Raw genomic sequence first — 19,967 nt, 5'->3', positions numbered from 1 at the left:
TCTAGTCCAACAATACAGCCATATTTTCATTGAGGACTTGAATATAAAGGGGTGGGGTGCACAAGCTGAAGGGGTGTGCCTCTCATGCCAAACTACAAGGGTTGTTATCCTTGAAGGACCATCTTGGAGAGAAAAACCCAAATGGTTAAAATAAGTCTCATTAAAAACCATGCTGTTGTGCCTAGCTCTAAGACTTCTTCTAGCTGTGGGACATCAAAGAGGATTTAAGCCTCAAAGATAGGGAGTGAGCATATAGTGCTCGTTAAATTATCCCTCTTGTGGCTTTTCTTGGGATAGAGATTAAACGCAAGTATCAATGTTCATATTCATAGGTGGGAGAAGCCACTCTTGGAGGAGAGATGTTAAGACGCACTTAAGAGGGGCAGATTCTTGATGATCCTAGAATCTCTATAGCTATAGCTAAAGTTAGGGGGGGTGTCGAGATGATCGAACAACAAGTTAATTATGAATTATTTTTTTGTGAGTCTCACAGGCGTGTCAAGTCCACAATAAAAAATCTAAGTCCGCACAGCATGGCGAAACTTGACATTAACTTTAAGCCTACTTAAATAAGTTTAAGAACGCTCTTGTTTACGGAATTTTACGCCATTTGACAAACTCCCCATAACTGAAGTTAGGGGATTCTAGCTTTAGTGGAGATTGTAGCTTCAAACAAGACAGCCCGCTTTGGAGTCTTATGTTCTCCATTCCAAAGGGTTGATGTTCTAGAGAGGGTATATCCCTTAATTGTGGGGCAGATGTTAGCACAAGACTATCAATGCTAGATAGCCAAAGCTAGAGGAGCTCACGGCGTGGCGGGGTAAAATAAGCTTTTGTCTTCAGACTAATCTGTATTAAGAAAGTTCCAATGCAACTAGACAATTTGAAGCGTACCATATCTGTAAACATTAGCAATGCGTTTTGCCTGCTCGATGCGCACTTTTTCTTGATACTATATAGACACATGCCAAAACTCTAAACCTCGCAGTTTGAGAATTTAACACGCCTGCCGATGTAGCCCCTATGAGATATGTAAAAGCTTTTGAAAAACAGGGTGTTTTTGTGCCCTTTGTGACTTTGGGCGATCCTACTTATGTACATAGTCTTGAGATTATTAAGACGCTGATCGATGCGGGAGCTAGCGCGCTGGAACTAGGCTTTGCTTTTTCTGATCCCATTGCCGATGGACCTATCATTCAAAAAAGCCACCTTAGGGCGTTGCAAAACCCTGTTAGTATGCGCGAAAATTTTGCCTGCTTAGAAAAGGTGCGTGCCTATAACGCCCAGATCCCTATAGGCTTGTTGGTGTATGCAAATTTAGTACACAACTTTGGGATCGAAGAGTTTTACTATGCCTGTGCACATAGTGGGATAGATAGCGTACTTATCGCTGATGTGCCTCTGCATGAAAGTGCGCCCTTTGTACAAAGTGCACATAAACACCAGATCAACCCCATCTTCATTGCAAGTCCCAATGCCTCTATGCCTACCCTAGAGCGCCTCGCACGCCTGAGCAGTGCTTACATTTATGTTTTGGCGCGTGCGGGGGTTACAGGCACGCATGCTAGCTTAGAACCCCAAGCCCATGCCCTGATTTATAATCTAAAGCAATACACTCAAACCCCTTGTTTACTAGGTTTTGGGATTTCTACACCCGAGCACGCACAAAAGGCATTACAAATGGGAGCTAAGGGGGTGATTGTGGGCTCAGCCGTCGTGCAAATTATCGAAACACACCTAGATGACCCGCAGATGATGTTGGAGCACTTGAGCGCGTTTGTCCGAGATATGCGTGTGGGGTTGTGCTATAATTAGACTTTAATGCATAAAGGGTTGGAGTGCGAGAAATTAGGGGTGTTTTTGGGGTTATAAGTAGAAGCGCGCGCCTTAGTTTAAGCTTGTGTTTTGTTGCTTTATTGTTAAGTGGGTGTTTCTTGGTGCGCTTTTTTAGTAAAAACTTCAACTACAATCACTATCGTATCGTGCGTGTGGTGATGGACGGACAGAGCTTCAACGTCAATGATCTGATTTTAGAAGCGCTCAACCCCCAGCCCACCCCTCCAGTACAGCCTAACCCTGATACACCTTCGGTAACCACACCACAAAACATGCCCTCTACCCCTCCAAGTACTCCAACTCCTCAGAATAAGCTAGATTTACTTAAGGCGGAATTAGAAACCAAACTTAAAAATCTCAATGCGCAGGATCTGCCCCCCGATGCCTCTATGATTAAAAATGATATCCAGCGCTTACAAGAGGACATTGCGCGTAGCCGACATACTCCTAAGAATTCTAAACTTGCAAGCGCCATCGCTAACAGTCCGATGGGGCGTGTAGAATTTGACCAAAAACAGTTGCGCGCTTATGGAACGGCTTACTGCAACAAATATTTTATCAGTTATGCTTTCCGTGATGATGATCATTTACGCATTGAGGATAAGGGCATTTCACGTCGCGTGTGTAAAAACGAAAAGTTAATGGCTTTTGAACTTGCTTTTTATGGGCATTTACAGGGACTTTTTACGATCACAAGGGGTAAAAATACGCTTGTTTTGGATAACCAAAAGATGCAAATTTACTTACAACATTGATACCCATGCACGCCGTAACTACCCTCTTAGAATCCCAGCACCGCGTGAAAGGTTCACTCTTTCTAGGTTTTTTAATGCCTAGCGCACGCTTTGAAACTACTTTGGCATGTTTGCAAGAAGAGCATCATAAAGCACGCCATATTGTGTACGCTTATCGGCAAATGCAAGAGGGCAGACTAAAGGAGGCGCTACATGAAGCTAAAGAGCCAAAAAACAGCGCGCGTGTGTTACTAGAAATCCTGCGTCGTGAGGAATTATGCCAAAGCGCAGTGATTGTGGTGCGCTATTTTGGAGGGATACTCTTGGGAGTGGGGGGTTTAATGAAAGCCTATGGAACTAGCGTGCAACTCTGTATCCAAGAAATGCATAGTCAAAAAGCTCTAGAATTTTTTGAAGAACCCCTACTGCGTTTCATACCCTATGCTAAACTAGATAATCTGAGCGCGCGGGCGAAAAAGTGTGGAGTTGTGTTAGAAAAGCAATCCTTAGAATCGGAGGGTGCATGGGTGCTTTTAAAAGGCGCGCAGGCATCAACTATTTTAGGAGAGAGTTAAATGGAAAATTGGTATGTGTGGTTTAAGATTGTGCATGTGATTGGAATCATTTCGTGGATGGCAGCTTTGTTTTATCTACCCCGCTTATTGGTCTACCATCGCGAGAACATGGATAAGCAGGATTTTGTTGCCATCGTGCAAGTGCAAGAACAAAAACTTTATAGTTATATTGCCATGCCCGCTATGCTTATCTCTGTATTGAGTGGTTTGGGTTTGCTCTACATTTTAGGTACAGAGGTTTTCCACCATGGATGGTTACATCTCAAGTTGCTTTGTGTGTTAATTTTGTTGCATTATCACTTTATGTGTAGAAAATTCATGCGCATGCTAGCCCAAGATAGCACTTACAAGAGTGGTAAGTTTTTCCGCTTGATTAATGAAGTGCCCACATTCTGCATGGTGGTGATTGTCTTTTGTGTGGTGGGGAAATTCTTTTGAAATCTGAACGCGATCAGGAACAAAAAAAGATTATTGGCATGTTTGATGCTATCGCGTCTACTTATGATACGACTAACCGCGTCTTGAGCTTTAAGCAAGATGAAAAGTGGCGTAAGGATGGTATTGCACGCGCGTTGCGTTGGGTTTATGCCTTTAAGGGGGATTTGCAACATTTGCGTGTAGCAGATGTGGCATGCGGTACAGCTGATATGCTCTTGCATATTTTAGAAGCGCTGGAGCATTCGCATGGGGATTTGGAGCATATTTATGGAATCGACCCTTCTAAAGAAATGTTGCATCTTGCTCAAGAAAAAATCAGCGCACGTGCTAAGAATTACACCTCTAAAATTTCTTTAGAATGTTTACAAGCTAAACACCTCTCCGTGGTGCAGGATCAAAGCTTGGATTTGATCAGTATCGCCTATGGTTTGCGCAATGTGCTTGATCGGCGCGCCGCGTTGAGTGAATTTAGCCGCACTCTCAAAAAAGGCGGAGTGCTACTAGTTCTAGAATTTATGCGTTGCGATCAGCGCGGAATCCTGGGCACTTTAGCGCATTTTTATACTTCCAAAATTCTACCTATTTTTGGCATGTTACTTAGTCACAATTACAAAGCCTATGCCTATTTACCTGCCTCGATTGAAAGCTTTATCAGTGCAGACGAACTGGAAGACGAACTAAATTCAGTCGGCTTAGAAGTCGTAGAAAAAAAATACTATCTTTACAAAAGCGTTTCTTGTATTTTAGCGGTTAAAAATACGCAGGGGCAGACATGCACTTAGCAATCTTTCAGACGGCACGCCTAGATTTGGAATTTTTACAAAGAAATTTAGATCAGATTCCTAAGGGCGCGCTTTGTCTCTTCCCTGAATATGTGCTAAGTCCTTTTTTTCTAGATTTGCTTAAAAGTGAGCCCCAGCATATCGTTAATCAAGCCCACACAAGACAAGCTCAACTCGAAGCCCTTGCGCGTCAAAGAAGTGTACACTTTGCTGTACCCACACTCACCCTCCAAGAGCAAGGGCTGTATAAACAGATGGCATGGATTAGTCCTAATCACACACACTATTACACTCAGCAACGCTTGATTGCTTTCGATCATTGGGATGAGCGCGCCTTTTTTGCCAATCCTCAAAAAGCTTTACAAATGCCTTTAAACTTTGTGTTAGAAGATATCAAGATCGCTTTACTCTTTGGTTATGAATTGCATTTTGATGCGCTTTGGCTAACTATGCAGGAGAACGGAGTAGATATGGTACTTTTGAGCACGGCAAGCACCTTTGAATCCTTTGAACGCTGGCGTGCTGTGTGTAGCGCACGCGCTTTTTGTAATTCTATGTTGGTTGCACGCGCTAATCGTGTGGGGCTTGTGAGGCAAGAATATTACCAAGAAAATAAATGCAATTTACCATGGCGTTTTTATGGGGATAGCTTTATTGCCTTGCCTAATGCGCAAATTGTGGATAGCTTGCAGGGACAAGAGGGAGTTTTACATTTGGAGATACACAAAGAATATTTAGACGCGTGGGCGCGTGAATGGGGTTTTAGAACCCCTCAAACTCATGTGGGAGAGATCAATGATTGATAAAAAGTTACTGCTTAAGGATTTTGAGAGTGTTCTAGGCAATCTACAAAAGCGCTTTGTAGACCCCCAAACCTTATTAGATTTAAAGGCACTTTTATTAGATTTTAAAGCCCATAAGCTTCAGCTTGAAGAGGCACAAGCCTTTCAAAATAAGATTTCTAAAAGCTTCTTTCAAGCCCAACGCCAAAGCGATCCCAACGCTCCTAATCTTAAAACTTCTTTAGAAGAGAACAAGATCAATATTACTCGTCTACAAACCCAAGTCAATACCTTGGAAGAGAAATTAGATGCGCTACTGGCAGGTATTCCCAATTTATTGGACCCCGCCACTCCTTTTGGTAAAGATGAAAGAGATAATGTAGAGATCAAGAGGGTTTTAACCCCTAAGAGTTTTGACTTCCTTCCTAAAGAACACCACGAACTTGCCCAAACTAATGGGTGGATCGACTTTGAACGCGCGGTTAAAATCTCTAAAAGTCGTTTCAATGTCTTACGCGCTCAAGGGGCTTTGCTACATAGGGCGTTGGCTAATTTCATGCTCGACTCTAACGCTACACATGGATTTGAGATTGTGAGTCCCCCCGTAATCGTGAATGCGACTAGTCTCTTTGGTACAGGGCAACTCCCAAAATTCCAAGAGGATCTCTTCAAGATTGAGGGCGAATCGCTCTATCTCATCCCCACCTCTGAAGTGAGTTTGACCAATCTCTATGCCGATGAAATTTTACCCCTAGAAGCATTACCCATTATGATGACCGCCTGTACCCCCTGCTTCCGTAAAGAGGCCGGAAGCGCATCTAGAGACACGCATGGGATTATCCGCCAACATCAATTTGATAAGGTTGAATTAGTTGCGCTCACCCACCCCGATCAAAGCACATACATGCAAGAAAAGATGCTAGAAGCAGCCAGTGCGATTTTGTGTGCCCTAGAGCTTCCACACCGCTTTATGCAACTCTGCAGTGGCGACTTAGGATTCAGTGCAAGCAACACGATCGATATTGAGGTGTGGTTGCCCGGGCAAAATTGTTACCGCGAAATCAGTTCAGTTTCTAACACGCGTGATTTTCAAGCCCGTCGCGCTAAAATCCGCTACAAAGAGGGTAAGAAAAATGCGCTAGTGCACACTCTTAATGGTTCTTCTTTGGCGGTGGGGCGCACTTTGGTAGCCCTCATGGAAAATCATCAAAAGCAAAATGGAGAGATTCGCATCCCTTCCGTGTTAGAACCTTATTTAAAAAATTGGTTGTAAGATGGTTGATAGCAGTCCTCCAAATAGCCCTAAAGGGAAAAAGTCTCTATTCCCCTCCTTAATCCAAGCGATTAAAGAAGTCTTTAGTCGCGCCACCTACGAACGCTTTACCGGCGCTATGATTAGTCTAAAGAATCGCCCTAAATTACTCTATGGAGTAGGAGCAGGGATTTTAGGTATTTTAATTTTGGTTATCGGACTCTCTCTTATACTGCACTACAGACACAAAAACGAGCGCCAAGAATTGATGGAAACGGAAACTCAACTTCAAAAGCAACGCGCCAAGATAGCATCTAACCAAGATGAGGATTTTGCCCATTTGCCCGCTTTGGGAGGTAGTCATATCATTCCTTTAAGTAATGAAGAGCAGATTAACGCCCTCATTGCTAAAGCAGATCTTCTTTATCAGCAAGGACAACATCAAGAGGCTTTAAAAATCTTCAATGATATTTCGCACATGTCTTCTAGTATTGTCGATCACAATTTAGGCGTGATCAAAATGCGTGCGCATGACTATATGGGTGCGCTGGCTGCATTTGATAATGCTATTGCCTCAGGACAAAACACTAGCGTGAATGCTATTAATGCTATGGTTGCAGCCTTTTATATCAACAACATGGATCTTTACACGCGTTATTTGAAACTCACTATGCAAAACCTTCCTCGAATTGCTAACCAGCCTATTTATGCCTACACTTATGCTTTAGGGCTCTATTACGGAGGGCATTATTTTGAAACTCTTTCTAGTCTCACCCATTCTAATTCAACAATTTTCAAAGATGCACGGGATCGCCTAGCCGCTAAAATATATTTGCTCTTTGGAGATGCCCATAATGCTCTAGATAGCTTAAACCGAGTCGCCACTCACAAAGACGATAAGGCTCTAGGTTTGCTCTACGCTAGATTGGGAGATTATAAAAATGCCTTAGTGCATTTGCAACGTTATGTGGACAAATACCCCCATGACTTAAGCACATTTGTAGCGATGGAAATTATCTTTCTAAAAATAGGCAACTTCCCTGAAGCCAGTAGAGTCTTGGGCTTCTTGAATAAGGAAGGCTTGAACAATCCGCACCAACTCAAAATTCTTAGTGATACTTATCCTATTGCTCCCGTTCCCAATGCTAGCTTCTTTGATATCAACACCGTTCGACGCGACTTTTGGAAAAATAATTTTCGACAAAGTATCGGACTGCCCATTTATCGGATTTTTTTCTACTACGCACCCTTCAAATTAACCAATGTTAAAAAGGGGCTTAAAACGATTCAAGAAGGGGTTTCTTTTGTAGATACGAATGAGAATAAGGATTTTCAGCGAGCTCTCCAATCACTAGAAACAGGAAGTAGCATGAGCACTTCCGATCAGTACACCATCGCCGCGCTCAAGGATGTGGGGCGCTCACATTTACGTAGTGCGCTCCGTCAATTTAAGCTGGCTCTACAAGCTAACCCCAATAATGCTGTGAGTCACTATGATGCCGCGCTCACCTACGCCCAATTAGATGATTTTAACCATGCAAGTTTCCATTTCAGAAAAGCGTACCACCTAGATAGTAGTAATGTATTGGCAGGAATCTTTGCTGTGTTGGCCGGGCGACTCAATTATGAGGATATGGATATTTTTCTAAGAGAACTCACGATGGACTTTCAAGTCATGAACATTCCTGATAAGACTCAGCGCGCTTTTTTGCGTTCTTTTATCAATTATCTTAATGGTGTGAGTAACGATGACTTAGGATGGCTCAGCCATGTACAAATGCCCCTCAAAATTTACTATGCCCTTAATGTTGCCTATGCACATAAAGCCCATGATAAGCGACGCCTTATTGAGAGTTTTAAAACCTTGTGCGCCATGCAGCCTAACAATATGCTCACTAATCTTTTTTACGAAATGATGCTCAAATACCATGCAGATATTAAGCAGATGTTAGGGGCTTATGCCTTTTTAACCAATAAGAACATGAATCTAGAAGAGCTTATTCATGGACCACTCTTAGCACGCAAAATGTACATCTATTTAGGTTTTATTACAGGACTATTAAATCAGCAGGAACAAGAACTCACTTTGCGCTTGAGTGTTACACAAGACCAAGACCTCAGCACAGATTTAATGCGCATGCTTGCTTTAATCAGTATTTTTCAAAAAAAATATGAGAAGGCGGTTAGTCTGCTTAATTTCCTCATCGATAAACGCCAAGAGGTAGATGCCGAACCTTTAATGTTGGCTAGTTTAGCCAACATTGCTCTAAAACGCTATGGTGATGCTGCTCTGATTTTAGAGTTTGCCAAGACAAAGCTACCGGGGAATTACGATGTACGCTATGGATTAGGCTTGCTCTACCAGCGTATCGGCAATTTGGAAGCAAGCTTAAATCACTTTGGTGCAATCAAGGATAAGAAATTTCGATCCTCCTATTTAGATTTTGCCCTCCAGCCCCCCACCAACCAAAAAGAGTTTCCATGAAAAATCGGCTTTTAGCGGGCTTAAATGCCCCCCAAGCACAAGCCTGTATCCATGTGGAAGGTCCTTTACTCGTCTTAGCTGGGGCGGGCAGTGGCAAAACCAAGACTTTAACCACCCGTTTGGCTTATTTGCTTGCTTGCGCGCGCGTGCCCCCCGAGCAAACACTCACTTTAACCTTTACCAATAAGGCAGCCCATGAGATGAGAGAACGCGCGAACGCGCTTTTGCGCGCCTGTGGACATGTCTGTACCGCACACCCCATGCTGACCACTTTTCATAAATTTGGGCTTTTTTTTCTCAAGCAACATGCCCACTTACTAGGACGACAGAATTTTAAACTCCTCTCTCCTCAAGAGGCAAAGACTCTAAGCAAAGAAGCAATTTTAAAACTCAAACCCCCCTATATTGAAGAACGCGTCTATTTGGGCAATATCTTTAAGCACATCTCCATGCTTAAAAACCATCAAGTTGCTCTACACAATTGTTACCCAGATGTTCAAAAAGCCTACAAAATTTACCAAGAGCTCTTGCTTAAACATAATTTTGTCGACCTAGATGATTTGCTAGCTCTCCCTTATGCGTTACTCGAAGATGTAGAGCTAGCCACCTACATCAGCCAACGCTACACCTTTATTATGGTCGATGAATACCAAGATACCAATCCTCTCCAATTTAAACTTTTGCAGAAACTCTGCACCACACACCAAAATCTTTGTGTAGTGGGCGATGATGATCAAAGTATTTATGGTTTTAGGGGTGCAGATATTAACAATATTTTAGATTTCCAAGATCAATTCCCACAAGCCAAAGTGATTAAGCTGGAGCAAAACTACCGCTCTTCCCAGGATATTGTGCAATGTGCAAACACTCTTATTAAACACAACACGCGTCGCCATCCTAAAACTCTCTTTAGTCATAACCCACATACGAACAACCAACGCCTTGTATTTAAACACTTCGCTAGCCCCCACGAAGAAAATACTTTCCTAACCACCACTATTTTGGAATGCGCCAAACGGGGCGTGTCCTATGGGCAAATGGCGATTTTGTACCGCTTTAACATGCTATGTAAAAGCATTGAAGAGGGTTTACGGGGAGCTAAAATCCCCTATAGGGTTGTAGGGGGAACGGGATTTTTTGAGCGCGCCATTATCAAAGACTTGCTCGCTTATTTTAAGGTAATTGTTGATCCTAACGATGATGCGCATTTATGTAGAATTATCAACACCCCCCCAAGAGGTATCGGCGCAACTAGCTTAGAAAAGATCAAGCAACTATCTCAAGAGCACATGCTTTCTATTTATCAACTTTACAAAAAAAACCTCTTGAAAGGCGTGTTAGCCAAGCGTACCCATGAGATGCTAGGTAAATTATACACTCTCTTACAATCCCTAGCCTCTTGTCCAAATACAGCTGTGTTAAACACTCTTTTACAAGCTGTACCCTTAGAAGCGCGTTGTTCTGAAGAAGATTTAGAATATATCGAAGGATTGCAAAGTATGCTAGAGGATTATTTTCAAGAACCTCAAGCTAGCTTAGCAGGCTTTTTAGAACAAAGTATTTTAGAAGACCCTAGTCTCAACAACGATCAAGCTCTTTCTTGCATGAGCGTACATGCGGCTAAGGGGCTAGAATTTCGAGTTGTTTTCATAGTGGGATTCGAAGAGGACTTTTTTCCTTATTATAAAGCGGATTTGGAAGAAGAGCGTCGCCTCTGCTATGTGGCAATCACGCGCGCTAAAGAAGAACTCTATTTGTGTAGCGCACAGGAACGGATGTATTTCAACACGCTACAACATGGTTTGCACCCCTCGACTTTTTTAAAAGAAGCTAGATTGTTGCTCAAAGGTTGCTAATGCGCGCATTTTGCCTTCTCTTCTTGTGTTGCCAACTTCTTCTAGGCGATCCGCTCAATCTGGTTGCACAGCGTATTCAAAAGTCCTATGAACACTTCTACCATGCTTACCATTTCCATGTGAGCCGTGTGCAAGTACAGATTGCTAGCGGAGACATGGCACGCTTGAGCGCTTTTCTTGCACCCTATGCTAACCAGCAGGGAGCCCCCTTTCACCTACGCCCTCAACAATTTTTAAGAAAAGAAGGTTTGGTGCGTGTGGGTGATTCGTTGCTCAAGTACCAAGTGATTGCTGATATGCAAGTGTATAAGACTAAGGGCGTGCTTAAAAAAGATGTCAATTTGGACAGCCAAAACACCTATGCTCAAAATGTACCTTTCGAGCAATTCAACACCATGCCTTTAGACGATTCTTATATTAACAATAGCAGTACGAAGAGTTTTTTAGGAGCAAATACCCTTTTGAGTGTAGACAAGGTTGCGCCTAAAATTTTAGTGTATAAAAATGAAATTTTTAGCGCCACCTTGATCAGTGGCTCAATTTCCTTAGAAACTTCCTTGCAAGCTTTACAAAATGGAAGCTTAAATCAAGTAATTGAAGCTTTGAATATGGAGAGTAAAAAGCGCGTACAGGTGCGTATCACGGGGCTGCTCAAAGGAGAAGTGCTATGAAATTGGTCGTGGGTATTAGTGGAGCGAGTGGCACGCAACTTGCGCTCAAATTCTTAGAACATGTGCCCCAAGAGTGGGCACTCTTTGTGGTAGTTAGTCAAAGTGCTAAACGCGTGGCACGTGCAGAAGGACGTATTAATCTCAAAAGTGCATTAGGAAAACTCAAGCATCCCCTAGAAATCTTTGAGGAATCTCAAATTGACGCACCCATCGCCTCAGGGAGCTTTGGGGCTCAAGCGATGGCTATCATTCCAGCCAGCTTGAATATCATTGCTAAGATCGCACATGGGATCTGTGATGAATTGATCAGCCGGGCTGCTGCTGTGATCCTCAAAGAACAAAAAAAACTCCTGATTGCTCCTAGAGAGTTGCCTCTACATAGCATCGCCCTAGAAAACTTGCTCGTCTTAGCGCGCGCAGGTGTTATCATAGCCCCCCCCATGCTCACTTACTATACCCAGCCTAGAGATTTAGAAAGTATGGAGCTTTTTTTAGTAGGCAAGTGGCTAGATGCTTTGGGCATTGAAAATCATCTTTACACGCGTTGGGGGCAACCATGTTAGATCATTGTGCCATCTATCCGGGGACTTTTGATCCCATCACCAACGGGCATTTGGACATTATCCAACGTGCCAGCGCGCTCTTTGGAGGGCTAGTGGTGGGCATTGCGCGCTCTAAAGCCAAATCACCCATGTTTAGCCTAGAAGAACGCCTCGAGATGATGCGCTTAAGTGTCGCGCATTTAGCATGTGTGGAGTGCGTGAGTTTTGAAGGACTACTAGTAGATTTGGCTAAGAAGCGCGGGGCGCGCTATATCATTCGGGGTTTAAGGGCGGTGAGCGATTTTGAATTTGAATTTCAGATGGGTTATGCCAATAAATCCCTGAACGCAGAATTAGAAACAATCTATTTCATGCCCGCTTTGCAAAACGCCTTTATTAGCGCCTCTGTGGTGCGCAGTATTTTAGCCCATCAGGGGCAGATCACTCATCTAGTGCCCGCAAGTGTGGTTGATTTTATCAAAAGGAAGTGCCATGTGGATTGCACTTGAGGGGATAGATACCAGTGGCAAGAGCACCCAAGTTAGCTTGCTCAAACCTCTCTTTACGGGGGCAATCTTTAGCCTTGAGCCCGGGGGCACAGCTTTAGGGGCGCATGTGCGCCGTGTTGCCCTACACCATCCTTTTTCTCCCCAAACTCAATTTCTCTTGTTTCTGGCCGATCGTGCCCTGCATTTAGAAGAGGTGATTAAGCCCAATTTGAACCAACTCATCATCAGCGATCGTTCTCTTATTTCTGGATTGGCTTACTCTAGCTATGAATTAGAGCGCGCATGGGAATTACATTGCGCACATGGTTTGGACTTATTGCCCGACATGGTTTTGTTATTAAAGCTAGATCCCCACACGCTCGAAGCGCGTTTGCGTGCAAAAAATCCTGATGGCATTGAGCTTAAAGGAGTGGATTTTTTAAAGGGCGTGCAAGAACGCCTTGAGCAAGCCTGTGCCCTACTAGGCGTGCGTACAGAGTTGATCGATGCGTCTAAAAGTGTGGAAGAAGTGCACAAAATAGTGCTAGAAAAAATCTATGCGTTGCGTGCTCTGTGAGGCATGGGTACGCCCTTTTAATTTGGTGTGCGCGCGTTGTAATTCTCTCTTAGAGCCCCAAATTTTAGTGCGCAAAGTAGAGGGAGTTGCCATCTATGGGTTTTATTGTTATGAGGAGATAGAAATACTCTTAAAGAGTAAGTATGATGACATCGGAAGTCGCCTTTTAGCCCTATTGGCGCGCAAAGCGCGCTTAGCCTTTCAAACGCGTGTGCGTCCCAATTTAAATCTCCCAAACCCCCTTTATGGGATCGCTCTTGACGATACGATTAAACGCGCTTACGCACCAACAGCAGTGATCTTAAGGCAATTCTGCCAACAAAGTACATTTAAACCCCTCTACTATAAGCTCAGCGCTACCAAGCCTATTACTTATGCGGGGCAAAGTTTAGCCTTCAGGCAAAGCCATACTAAGGACTTTGTGTATAGAGGTAAGAGCCCCTTGGAGTGCTTTGTGGTTGATGATATCTTCACTACAGGAACCACCATGCAACAAGCTCTGCAAACTTTAGCGCGCGCACAAGTACGGGTGTGCTTTGGGGTGGTGCTTGCACACACTTCTAAACATTAGATTTACGGGGTAAGTTATAGCGACGGCGTTTTTCCCATAAGGATTTGCGACTGATCCCTAAGTGCTTAGCTAATTCGGTGTCAGTGTAAGAAGGTCCAAATTGCACGATGGCGTGCTTTTCATAATCTTGAATGGAGAGCAATTCTAAAGGGGTGATCAAAGGCTCTTCTGATTCTAAAGTGATCACATGCTCAAACTCCACAGCACCCGCGCCCACAAATGAGATAATAGCTTGCTGGTTACGTAAAGTCTTTAAGCATTTATCGCGCTCGCTCCCTCTTAGCATTTCTAGATGAGTGGCGTAAAAGACCCCTTGCATAGATTCAGGGGAAGTGTCTTTGAGAGAGAAAAATTCTAAATCTAAATGATGGGTACGGGCGTAGTATAGGGCAAACATATCGGCACTACTTTGGGTGTGGCTACGCACCACAAAGGGAGGGGTGTGTTCCAAGTGTGCACTAAAATCGCGCTGGGTAAGCATGAAATCTAAATAGCGGTCGTAGACACGCGCGCGCTGCAAAGTTTCTTGATAAGATTTATGATAAGTAATCTTGCGAATCAAATCGTCCATCTTGAAAGGTTTGAGAATATAATCGCGCGCGCCCGCTTGAATGGGGCGATTCACACTATCCTCACTGATAAAAGAGGCCATCATAATTGTGATTGCCTTAGAGTTTTTGCGCACGAAATGCTCACAACGATCGACACAGACTTTAGAAGAGACAAGCACCACATCGTAATCTTCTTTAAAGTTATGAAAGATGCTCGAAACACTTTGGCATCGATAGCCCAAGCTTGCCAGCGCATTGGAAATGCTTTGAGCTAAATGCACTTCATCCTCAATAATTAAAACATTCTCAACTTTTTTCATGCGGTTTTGGGGGGGCAGGTTTTGGTTTGCACGAGTGCCTGCGCGCCCATTCCCTCCTTTCTTCCGATAAATCCTAGATGTTCTGTTGTGCTCGCTTTAAGATTGACATGAGAAGGCGGTACACGCAACAAATTAGCAATATTTTCACAAATACGCTCTCTATAGGGTGTAATCTTAGGGATTTGAGCTAACAAGGTTAAATCTACACCCGTGATCACATGTCCCATGCTTTGAGCGAGCGCATAGAGTTCTTGAAGCATGATCGCTGAATCTAAATTTGCAAATGCGCTATCTTTATCACTAAAATACATGCCAATATCTCCCCCCTTGATCGCTCCCAAGAGTGCATCGCTCAGTGCGTGCAAAAGCACATCGCCATCACTATGAGCTTTGAGCCCCAAGTGGGCGCAATCGCTAGGTTCAATCAACACTCCCCCTAGCTTTAGGGGCTTGTTGGGTTCAAAAGCATGCACATCAAAGCCCATGCCCACATGCTGGGTGGGGGGGTCTAGCAAGGGAGCTAGTGTGGCTAAATCCCAAGTGGTGGTGAGTTTGTGCAGATGGGGACTACCTTGAATAAATTCCACACGCGCCCCTGAGTGCAGTAGCGCGCTACTCTCATCGCTAAAATTGCCTAATGTGTAAGCTTTTTTGAGTGCGGAGGTCACGCAAATTTGAGGAGTTTGCACACAAAAAGTCCGATCCCTAGCTAATGCTTGGTGTTCGTAAATAAGAGTATCTGTGGGAGGCAAAGCGGGAGCAATGCCCTCTAGTTGATGGGTGCGCATACCCTCTAAGAGTTCTTCAAACACGCGCAAATCCAGTCCAAAGCGCGCTACATCACTCACCACTACAAAGCGACTTTGTACATGCTCTAGGGCATTCTGTACACTTGTTTGACGGGTGCTGCCCCCTAATACTACGCACGCACTAGGGAGGCGTTGTTGCACAAACACCTGCTCAATCCGACTACCCACCACCAAAACGATGCGCTCAAAACATCCCAAACGCTCGAATTGCTCATAGACTCGTTGCCATAGGGGTATCCCACGTACAAGCAGCCATTGTTTTTTATAGCCAATAGGGGTTTGTAATCCTTCTAAAAAGCGCACACCCCCGCCTGCAGCGGCTAGAACAAGCGTAAGCCCCATGGGTTTGAAAATTTGAAAGTCCCAATCCAAAAATGCCCTTTTTTCACAGAGGGTAGTCCTCTATTGTACTATCTCTCAACTAAAGAAGTATTAAAAATGAGAATGTTTTAATCCAATTCCTTAAGTTCATGCCACTAAAAGAAAACATGCTATCCAATACAGCCTCAAAAAGCCAAAAAAGAATAGACACTTACGCCACTAAAAACCAGTCAAAATAATTAGGATGACATGGCATATATTTTGCCTATAAAGAGTGCTAAATACAGTGTGTTTATTGAGGGGTTCTACCAAGAATGATTAAACCCATTTTTAGGGCGTTTAGCTTAGAATTGAGCTTCACTATCTTGATAGGAAGGGTTTTACAATGTCATTAAAAAGAAGTTTGGCGGTTGCAGGGCTTGTAGGCGTGTTGGGCTTAGGTGTTGCACCCTTGCATGCAGAGAGAGATGGGGCTTATATCAGTGGAGGCGTGCAGTATGCCTATTTCACCACTAAATGGGGCGGAAATGGTAATATCGGAGGGATAGATATCCGCGGAGGTTATCAACAATTCTTCAATAAGAGAAAGAATCTTGGGGCTCGTTACTATGGAAATTTCAGCGTGAGCGGTGGTAGCGGTCTTAGCAATATTAGCTATGGCGTGGGCGCAGATGTACTCTATGATTTCTATGGAACTAAAAAGTATGTGATAGGCACTTATGGTGGGTTGATGTTGTTGGGCAGTAGCTGGATTTTTCAAAGAGGCTCTGTTTCCAATTTCCAGCTTCCTCTTAATGTGGGGATTCGCGCTAATTTCCTTTACCATCATGGTGTAGAATTGGGAATGCTTATTCCTATTGTTCCCGCCTATAATGGTTTCCGTCGCGCTGTGGCGATTTATGCTAACTATGTTTGGCGTTTTTAGTGCGTCTTGATATCCAAATTTTACGCTACTGTGGTTCTGAAAACCTAAAGCCTCTGCACCCCTTGAGTGTAGAAAATTTAAGTTTTGCAGAGCACACCAGCACAGCCCTTATTGGGAGCAATGGGGCGGGTAAATCCACTCTGCTAGGCGCGTTGTTGGGCTTTCGCCCAGATTTTGCGCTGCAAGCTAGCTTAAATGGGATCGCCTATGCCAACACCACCCCGCCCTTGCACGCTAAAGTTGGCTATAGCGCGCCCTCTATTAACTTCCCGGTTGGACTCAAAGCTAAAGACCTTGTCAAGTTTTATGAGCATATATATGGCTCCTGCCAACTTGACTTTTTCCCGCAAGATTTGCTCTCTAAGCTTTATGACAGCTTTTCAGATGGGCAGAAACAACGCTTGAAATTGGATTTGAGTTTGGGGCATAACCCCGATCTCTTGATTTTAGACGAGCCCGAATCGAGTTTAGATGAGCCCACCATTATGCGCGTGGCAGAAGCCATTAGCGCGCGCAACAAGGACAAAAAAACCTCTTTGATCGCCACGCATAACGCCGCAATTTTACAGAGTTGCACGCGGGTTTTGTGCTTGCATCAGGGGCGGATCCTCCAACATGGCACTTTGACAGAGGGGATTTTAACCCTCTTGGGCGATCTAGCCTTAGAAGTTTCTTATGAAAATGAAGCCGAGTGTCAGGATATTACCCAAACCCTCAAGGATAAATACCAACTAACAATGCGCCTAGACAGCCAGCATGCTATATTCTTTGGCACAACAGCTTTAAAAGACTGCTTAAGAGAACCGCCCCTATCTACCAAGCGCATGGGGCTCAACTTACGCCCCACAAAGGCGCAGGACTTGCTTTTGGCTTTAAACCATTGGGAGAAGGAGTAGTTCATGCGCCACATTTATGCGATCTTTATCTTGGAGTTTAAGTCCTATATCACTTATCGGGTCGCTATCTTTTGGACTCTAGCCTACCCTATTTTGATGTTGGCTTTTCTCATTGGGGTGTTTGAACACACCCATGCGCCCGATTTTCGCTTTGCTAGCGTAGTGGGTCTAGTGATGCTCACCCTCATCTCCACAGCCATTTTTGGGCTAGCCCAAGCTTTGGGCAGCGCTAGGGCTTCTAAAGCCCTTTTATTTTACATGGCAACACCGGCTAGCTATTTAGAAATCACCTTAGCGATAGTTTTATCGCGCTTGGCGATCGTATTGGGCTTTAGCGCACTTTTTATTTTAGGGAGTTTTAGCGTGCTAGGGATTTTGCCATCTTTAAGCGTGGGGAACTTTCTCTTAGGCTTGCTCACATTGGGCTTGGCGGGGGTGTTTTGCTCTGGTGTGGCATTAGGGGTGGTCAAATACCTGAATAATAATCAAAACATGCTCGCCATTGCCAATGTGATCAATCTCTATGCGATCATGTCCTCTAATGTCTTCATCCCCTTGCAGGCTTTGCCTAGTTGGGGGCAAATCTTTATCACTTCTTCGCCCTTTTATCATCTTAATAATATGCTCATTGGGGCATTCTCTGGGCAGAATTTGGGCTATGTGTTGGGGGTTTCTGGCGTACTCTTTGGATTAGGCGCGCTCTTAACTTATCTAGGTGCCGGGCGCGCACTGTTGGTTAGCACGCCTAAATCGCGCTAGGTTTGCTTTGTAAAACTTCTTTAATATAGCTAGGTAGAGCTCGGTATTTTTTTGTAAAATATGCTTGAGAGGCAAATATCGCTAGAAGGACTAGAACATCTAAGGGGATTCAAGTGCTTATTAGCTTTTTCTGGAGGGCTAGATTCTGTCGCATTGTTTTATTTGTTGCTAGAAAAAAATATCATGTTTGACATTGCAATTGTTCATCATGGCTTGCGTGCACAGGCAGATCAGGAGGTTGCTTATGCGCGCAAACTTGCCAGCGAACACGCTAAGCAAGTTTATGTGCACTATGTCAAACTTCAAGGTGCTAATGTGGAGGCATGTGCGCGCGCATGCCGCCATGAGTTTTTTGCACAGCTTGCTACACACTATGACTACAAATGCGTGCTCTTAGCCCACCATCTTAATGATAAGTTAGAGTGGCTATTAATGCAACTAGCTAAGGGGGCAAGTTTGCAGACTCTATTAGGATTTAACCTTTTAGAGTCTAGAGAGACCGCTGGATATACTTACTATTTAGTGCGTCCTCTCCTCTATACTCCAAAAAGTACGCTTGAACATTTTGTACATACAAAAGGCTATACTTACTTCCACGACATTAGTAATGATATGCAGTACTTCCGACGCAACGCTTTTAGACATGGCTTGAGTAATGCTTTTTTGGCAATTGCAGGTTTTAGTGCAGGAGTACGGCGTAGTTTTAAGTGGTTAGAACAAGAAAAGAACGCGCTCTATCCACCTATTTCAAGTTTTTACATTGTTGGGACATATATTTTCCTTGCCTTAGAGTCCAGACAGCAGATATATCATGTAGACCAATTCCTGAAAAAATTAGGCTATGTACTGAGCACTAAGCAGCGCTTAGAACTAGTGCGTCAGCGCTTTAACGCACACTTCAGCACTCAAGCTAAAATCTATTGCGTGGGGGCACTACAAGGGTTTGTATTTGTGGGCTCCATGCCACATGTTGCACAACAGCTGACTCTACCAAAAGCTTACAAGGAACAATGCCGACTCTTAAAGATCCCCAAAACTATGCGCCATGCGCTCTATAGTTCTAAATGGCAGGAAAATTTAAAAACCATTGAGCACGCTAAGTTAACTCTGTGCGTGCCATCAAGCTAAGAGGTAAGTTGAAATGGGCAATAATCTCTTGTTCTAAGATACGTTGTTGTCCTTGATCACGCTCATGATCGTAACCTAGCAAGTGTAAATAGCCATGTGTGAAAAGTAAGGCGATCTCATCTAACAAAGAATGCGCACGCGCTTGACTCTCTTGCAAGGCTAAATCTATATTGATCACCACACTGCCTAACAATGTATGTCCGGGCATCTCTAGAGGGAAACTCAGCACATCAGTGCTTTTATCGAGGTTTCTAAACTCTAGATTAAGTCTTGCGATTTCTAGAGCGTCCACGAGCACTAATTCCACATGATGAGGGTGTTTTAAATATTCCATGATGGGCACAAGTTTGGGCAATAACCACGCCTCTAAATCTAGTGGCAAATCTTGGCACTCCCTAGCATGACATATAATTTCAATGCTACAGTTGGAAAGAGACATTTTGATCACCACTGCATATAAACACTATCTAAACCCTTTATTTTTACGACTCCTATTGGGTAAATATTTTACCGGGTTTTAGCTCAAAGTGTCTACTGGCATAACGATATTTGAATAAAAAATTTTCTAAATTAAGGTAATATAAAATCTAACTTTTGCCATTCTTTGGCAAGCCATTTTGTAAAGAGCGACACAATTGGATGTTATTGATATATCCCCATAGCTAAAGC

Annotated in this window: 21 protein-coding genes; 18 read left to right on the top strand and 3 right to left on the bottom strand. The window is 43.7% G+C overall.

What is annotated here, in order from left to right; translation table 11 throughout:
* Nucleotides 1-1,023: 1,023 nt before the first annotated feature.
* Genes trpA through C6G87_RS01410 form a run of 14 tightly spaced genes read left to right on the top strand, consistent with a single transcriptional unit; the run spans nt 1,024 to nt 13,589 of the window.
* Nucleotides 1,024-1,815, top strand: coding sequence for a tryptophan synthase subunit alpha (trpA, locus tag C6G87_RS01475; RefSeq protein ID WP_104751780.1), 792 nt, complete (start codon nt 1,024-1,026; stop codon nt 1,813-1,815).
* A 23-nt stretch (nt 1,816-1,838) separates the two neighbouring features.
* The gene (locus C6G87_RS01470; RefSeq protein WP_233708951.1) at nt 1,839-2,591 is read left to right on the top strand and encodes an META domain-containing protein; all 753 of its coding nucleotides are present in this window, start codon (nt 1,839-1,841) and stop codon (nt 2,589-2,591) included.
* 5 nt (nt 2,592-2,596) lie between these two features.
* Nucleotides 2,597-3,145: a YigZ family protein gene (locus C6G87_RS01465; protein ID WP_104751779.1), complete on the top strand. Its 549-nt coding sequence runs from the start codon at nt 2,597-2,599 to the stop codon at nt 3,143-3,145.
* Nucleotides 3,146-3,583 (top strand): protoporphyrinogen oxidase HemJ, encoded by a 438-nt coding sequence (hemJ, locus tag C6G87_RS01460; protein WP_104751778.1) that lies wholly within the window; start codon nt 3,146-3,148, stop codon nt 3,581-3,583. It abuts the gene before it with no gap.
* Nucleotides 3,580-4,365, top strand: coding sequence for a bifunctional demethylmenaquinone methyltransferase/2-methoxy-6-polyprenyl-1,4-benzoquinol methylase UbiE (gene ubiE / locus C6G87_RS01455; protein WP_199767593.1), 786 nt, complete (start codon nt 3,580-3,582; stop codon nt 4,363-4,365). Before hemJ ends, ubiE begins: the two co-directional genes overlap by 4 nt.
* A complete protein-coding gene (locus C6G87_RS01450) occupies nt 4,356-5,168 on the top strand; it encodes a carbon-nitrogen hydrolase family protein (RefSeq protein WP_104751776.1) in 813 nt (270 codons plus the stop codon). Before ubiE ends, C6G87_RS01450 begins: the two co-directional genes overlap by 10 nt.
* Nucleotides 5,161-6,420, top strand: coding sequence for a serine--tRNA ligase (gene serS / locus C6G87_RS01445; protein WP_104751775.1), 1,260 nt, complete (start codon nt 5,161-5,163; stop codon nt 6,418-6,420). The genes C6G87_RS01450 and serS overlap by 8 nt, the downstream gene beginning before the upstream one ends.
* Before the next feature lies 1 nt (nt 6,421).
* On the top strand, nt 6,422-8,884 hold the full coding sequence (locus tag C6G87_RS01440; RefSeq protein ID WP_104751774.1) for a tetratricopeptide repeat protein: 2,463 nt from the start codon (nt 6,422-6,424) through the stop codon (nt 8,882-8,884).
* Nucleotides 8,881-10,740, top strand: coding sequence for an ATP-dependent helicase (locus tag C6G87_RS01435; protein WP_104751773.1), 1,860 nt, complete (start codon nt 8,881-8,883; stop codon nt 10,738-10,740). Before C6G87_RS01440 ends, C6G87_RS01435 begins: the two co-directional genes overlap by 4 nt.
* A complete protein-coding gene (flgA, locus tag C6G87_RS01430; protein ID WP_104751772.1) occupies nt 10,740-11,411 on the top strand; it encodes a flagellar basal body P-ring formation chaperone FlgA in 672 nt (223 codons plus the stop codon). The genes C6G87_RS01435 and flgA overlap by 1 nt, the downstream gene beginning before the upstream one ends.
* Nucleotides 11,408-11,974 (top strand): UbiX family flavin prenyltransferase, encoded by a 567-nt coding sequence (locus tag C6G87_RS01425; protein ID WP_104751771.1) that lies wholly within the window; start codon nt 11,408-11,410, stop codon nt 11,972-11,974. The genes flgA and C6G87_RS01425 overlap by 4 nt, the downstream gene beginning before the upstream one ends.
* Nucleotides 11,968-12,462 carry a pantetheine-phosphate adenylyltransferase gene (gene coaD, locus C6G87_RS01420; RefSeq protein ID WP_104751770.1) on the top strand — a complete coding sequence of 165 codons (495 nt, stop codon included), beginning with the start codon at nt 11,968-11,970 and terminating at the stop codon, nt 12,460-12,462. The genes C6G87_RS01425 and coaD overlap by 7 nt, the downstream gene beginning before the upstream one ends.
* Nucleotides 12,446-13,018, top strand: a complete 573-nt coding sequence (tmk, locus tag C6G87_RS01415; RefSeq protein ID WP_104751769.1) for a dTMP kinase — start codon at nt 12,446-12,448, stop codon at nt 13,016-13,018. The genes coaD and tmk overlap by 17 nt, the downstream gene beginning before the upstream one ends.
* The gene (locus tag C6G87_RS01410) at nt 12,999-13,589 is read left to right on the top strand and encodes an amidophosphoribosyltransferase (RefSeq protein ID WP_104751768.1); all 591 of its coding nucleotides are present in this window, start codon (nt 12,999-13,001) and stop codon (nt 13,587-13,589) included. Before tmk ends, C6G87_RS01410 begins: the two co-directional genes overlap by 20 nt.
* Here the strand turns inward: C6G87_RS01410 and C6G87_RS01405 are convergent.
* Together C6G87_RS01405 and ispF are read right to left on the bottom strand one after the other, a co-directional pair.
* A complete protein-coding gene (locus C6G87_RS01405) occupies nt 13,579-14,460 on the bottom strand; it encodes a response regulator (RefSeq protein WP_104751767.1) in 882 nt (293 codons plus the stop codon). The genes C6G87_RS01410 and C6G87_RS01405 overlap by 11 nt on opposite strands.
* Nucleotides 14,457-15,641, bottom strand: coding sequence for a 2-C-methyl-D-erythritol 2,4-cyclodiphosphate synthase (gene ispF / locus C6G87_RS01400; RefSeq protein WP_233708950.1), 1,185 nt, complete (start codon nt 15,639-15,641; stop codon nt 14,457-14,459). Before ispF ends, C6G87_RS01405 begins: the two co-directional genes overlap by 4 nt.
* Before the next feature lie 334 nt (nt 15,642-15,975).
* Here ispF and C6G87_RS01395 point away from each other — a divergent pair, with 334 nt between their 5' ends.
* From C6G87_RS01395 to tilS, 4 genes are read left to right on the top strand one after another with little or no spacing between them, the layout of a single operon-like run.
* Nucleotides 15,976-16,515: an outer membrane protein gene (locus C6G87_RS01395; RefSeq protein WP_104751766.1), complete on the top strand. Its 540-nt coding sequence runs from the start codon at nt 15,976-15,978 to the stop codon at nt 16,513-16,515.
* Nucleotides 16,515-17,411 carry an ATP-binding cassette domain-containing protein gene (locus C6G87_RS01390; RefSeq protein ID WP_158653066.1) on the top strand — a complete coding sequence of 299 codons (897 nt, stop codon included), beginning with the start codon at nt 16,515-16,517 and terminating at the stop codon, nt 17,409-17,411. The genes C6G87_RS01395 and C6G87_RS01390 overlap by 1 nt, the downstream gene beginning before the upstream one ends.
* Nucleotides 17,412-17,414: 3 nt before the next feature.
* Nucleotides 17,415-18,170, top strand: coding sequence for an ABC transporter permease (locus C6G87_RS01385; protein ID WP_104751764.1), 756 nt, complete (start codon nt 17,415-17,417; stop codon nt 18,168-18,170).
* A gap of 60 nt (nt 18,171-18,230) precedes the next feature.
* Nucleotides 18,231-19,298 (top strand): tRNA lysidine(34) synthetase TilS, encoded by a 1,068-nt coding sequence (gene tilS / locus C6G87_RS01380; RefSeq protein ID WP_104751763.1) that lies wholly within the window; start codon nt 18,231-18,233, stop codon nt 19,296-19,298.
* On the opposite strand, the gene ybeY is transcribed toward tilS, so the two are convergent.
* Complete coding sequence (gene ybeY, locus C6G87_RS01375; RefSeq protein WP_233708952.1) at nt 19,267-19,632, bottom strand: rRNA maturation RNase YbeY; 366 nt, start codon at nt 19,630-19,632, stop codon at nt 19,267-19,269. The genes tilS and ybeY overlap by 32 nt on opposite strands.
* Nucleotides 19,633-19,967 lie beyond the last annotated feature (335 nt).

Origin of the sequence: Helicobacter baculiformis, assembly GCF_900197685.1 — a bacterium.
Taxonomy (GTDB): Bacteria; Campylobacterota; Campylobacteria; order Campylobacterales; family Helicobacteraceae; genus Helicobacter; species Helicobacter baculiformis.
This window is presented reverse-complemented; position numbering and strand designations above follow the sequence as displayed.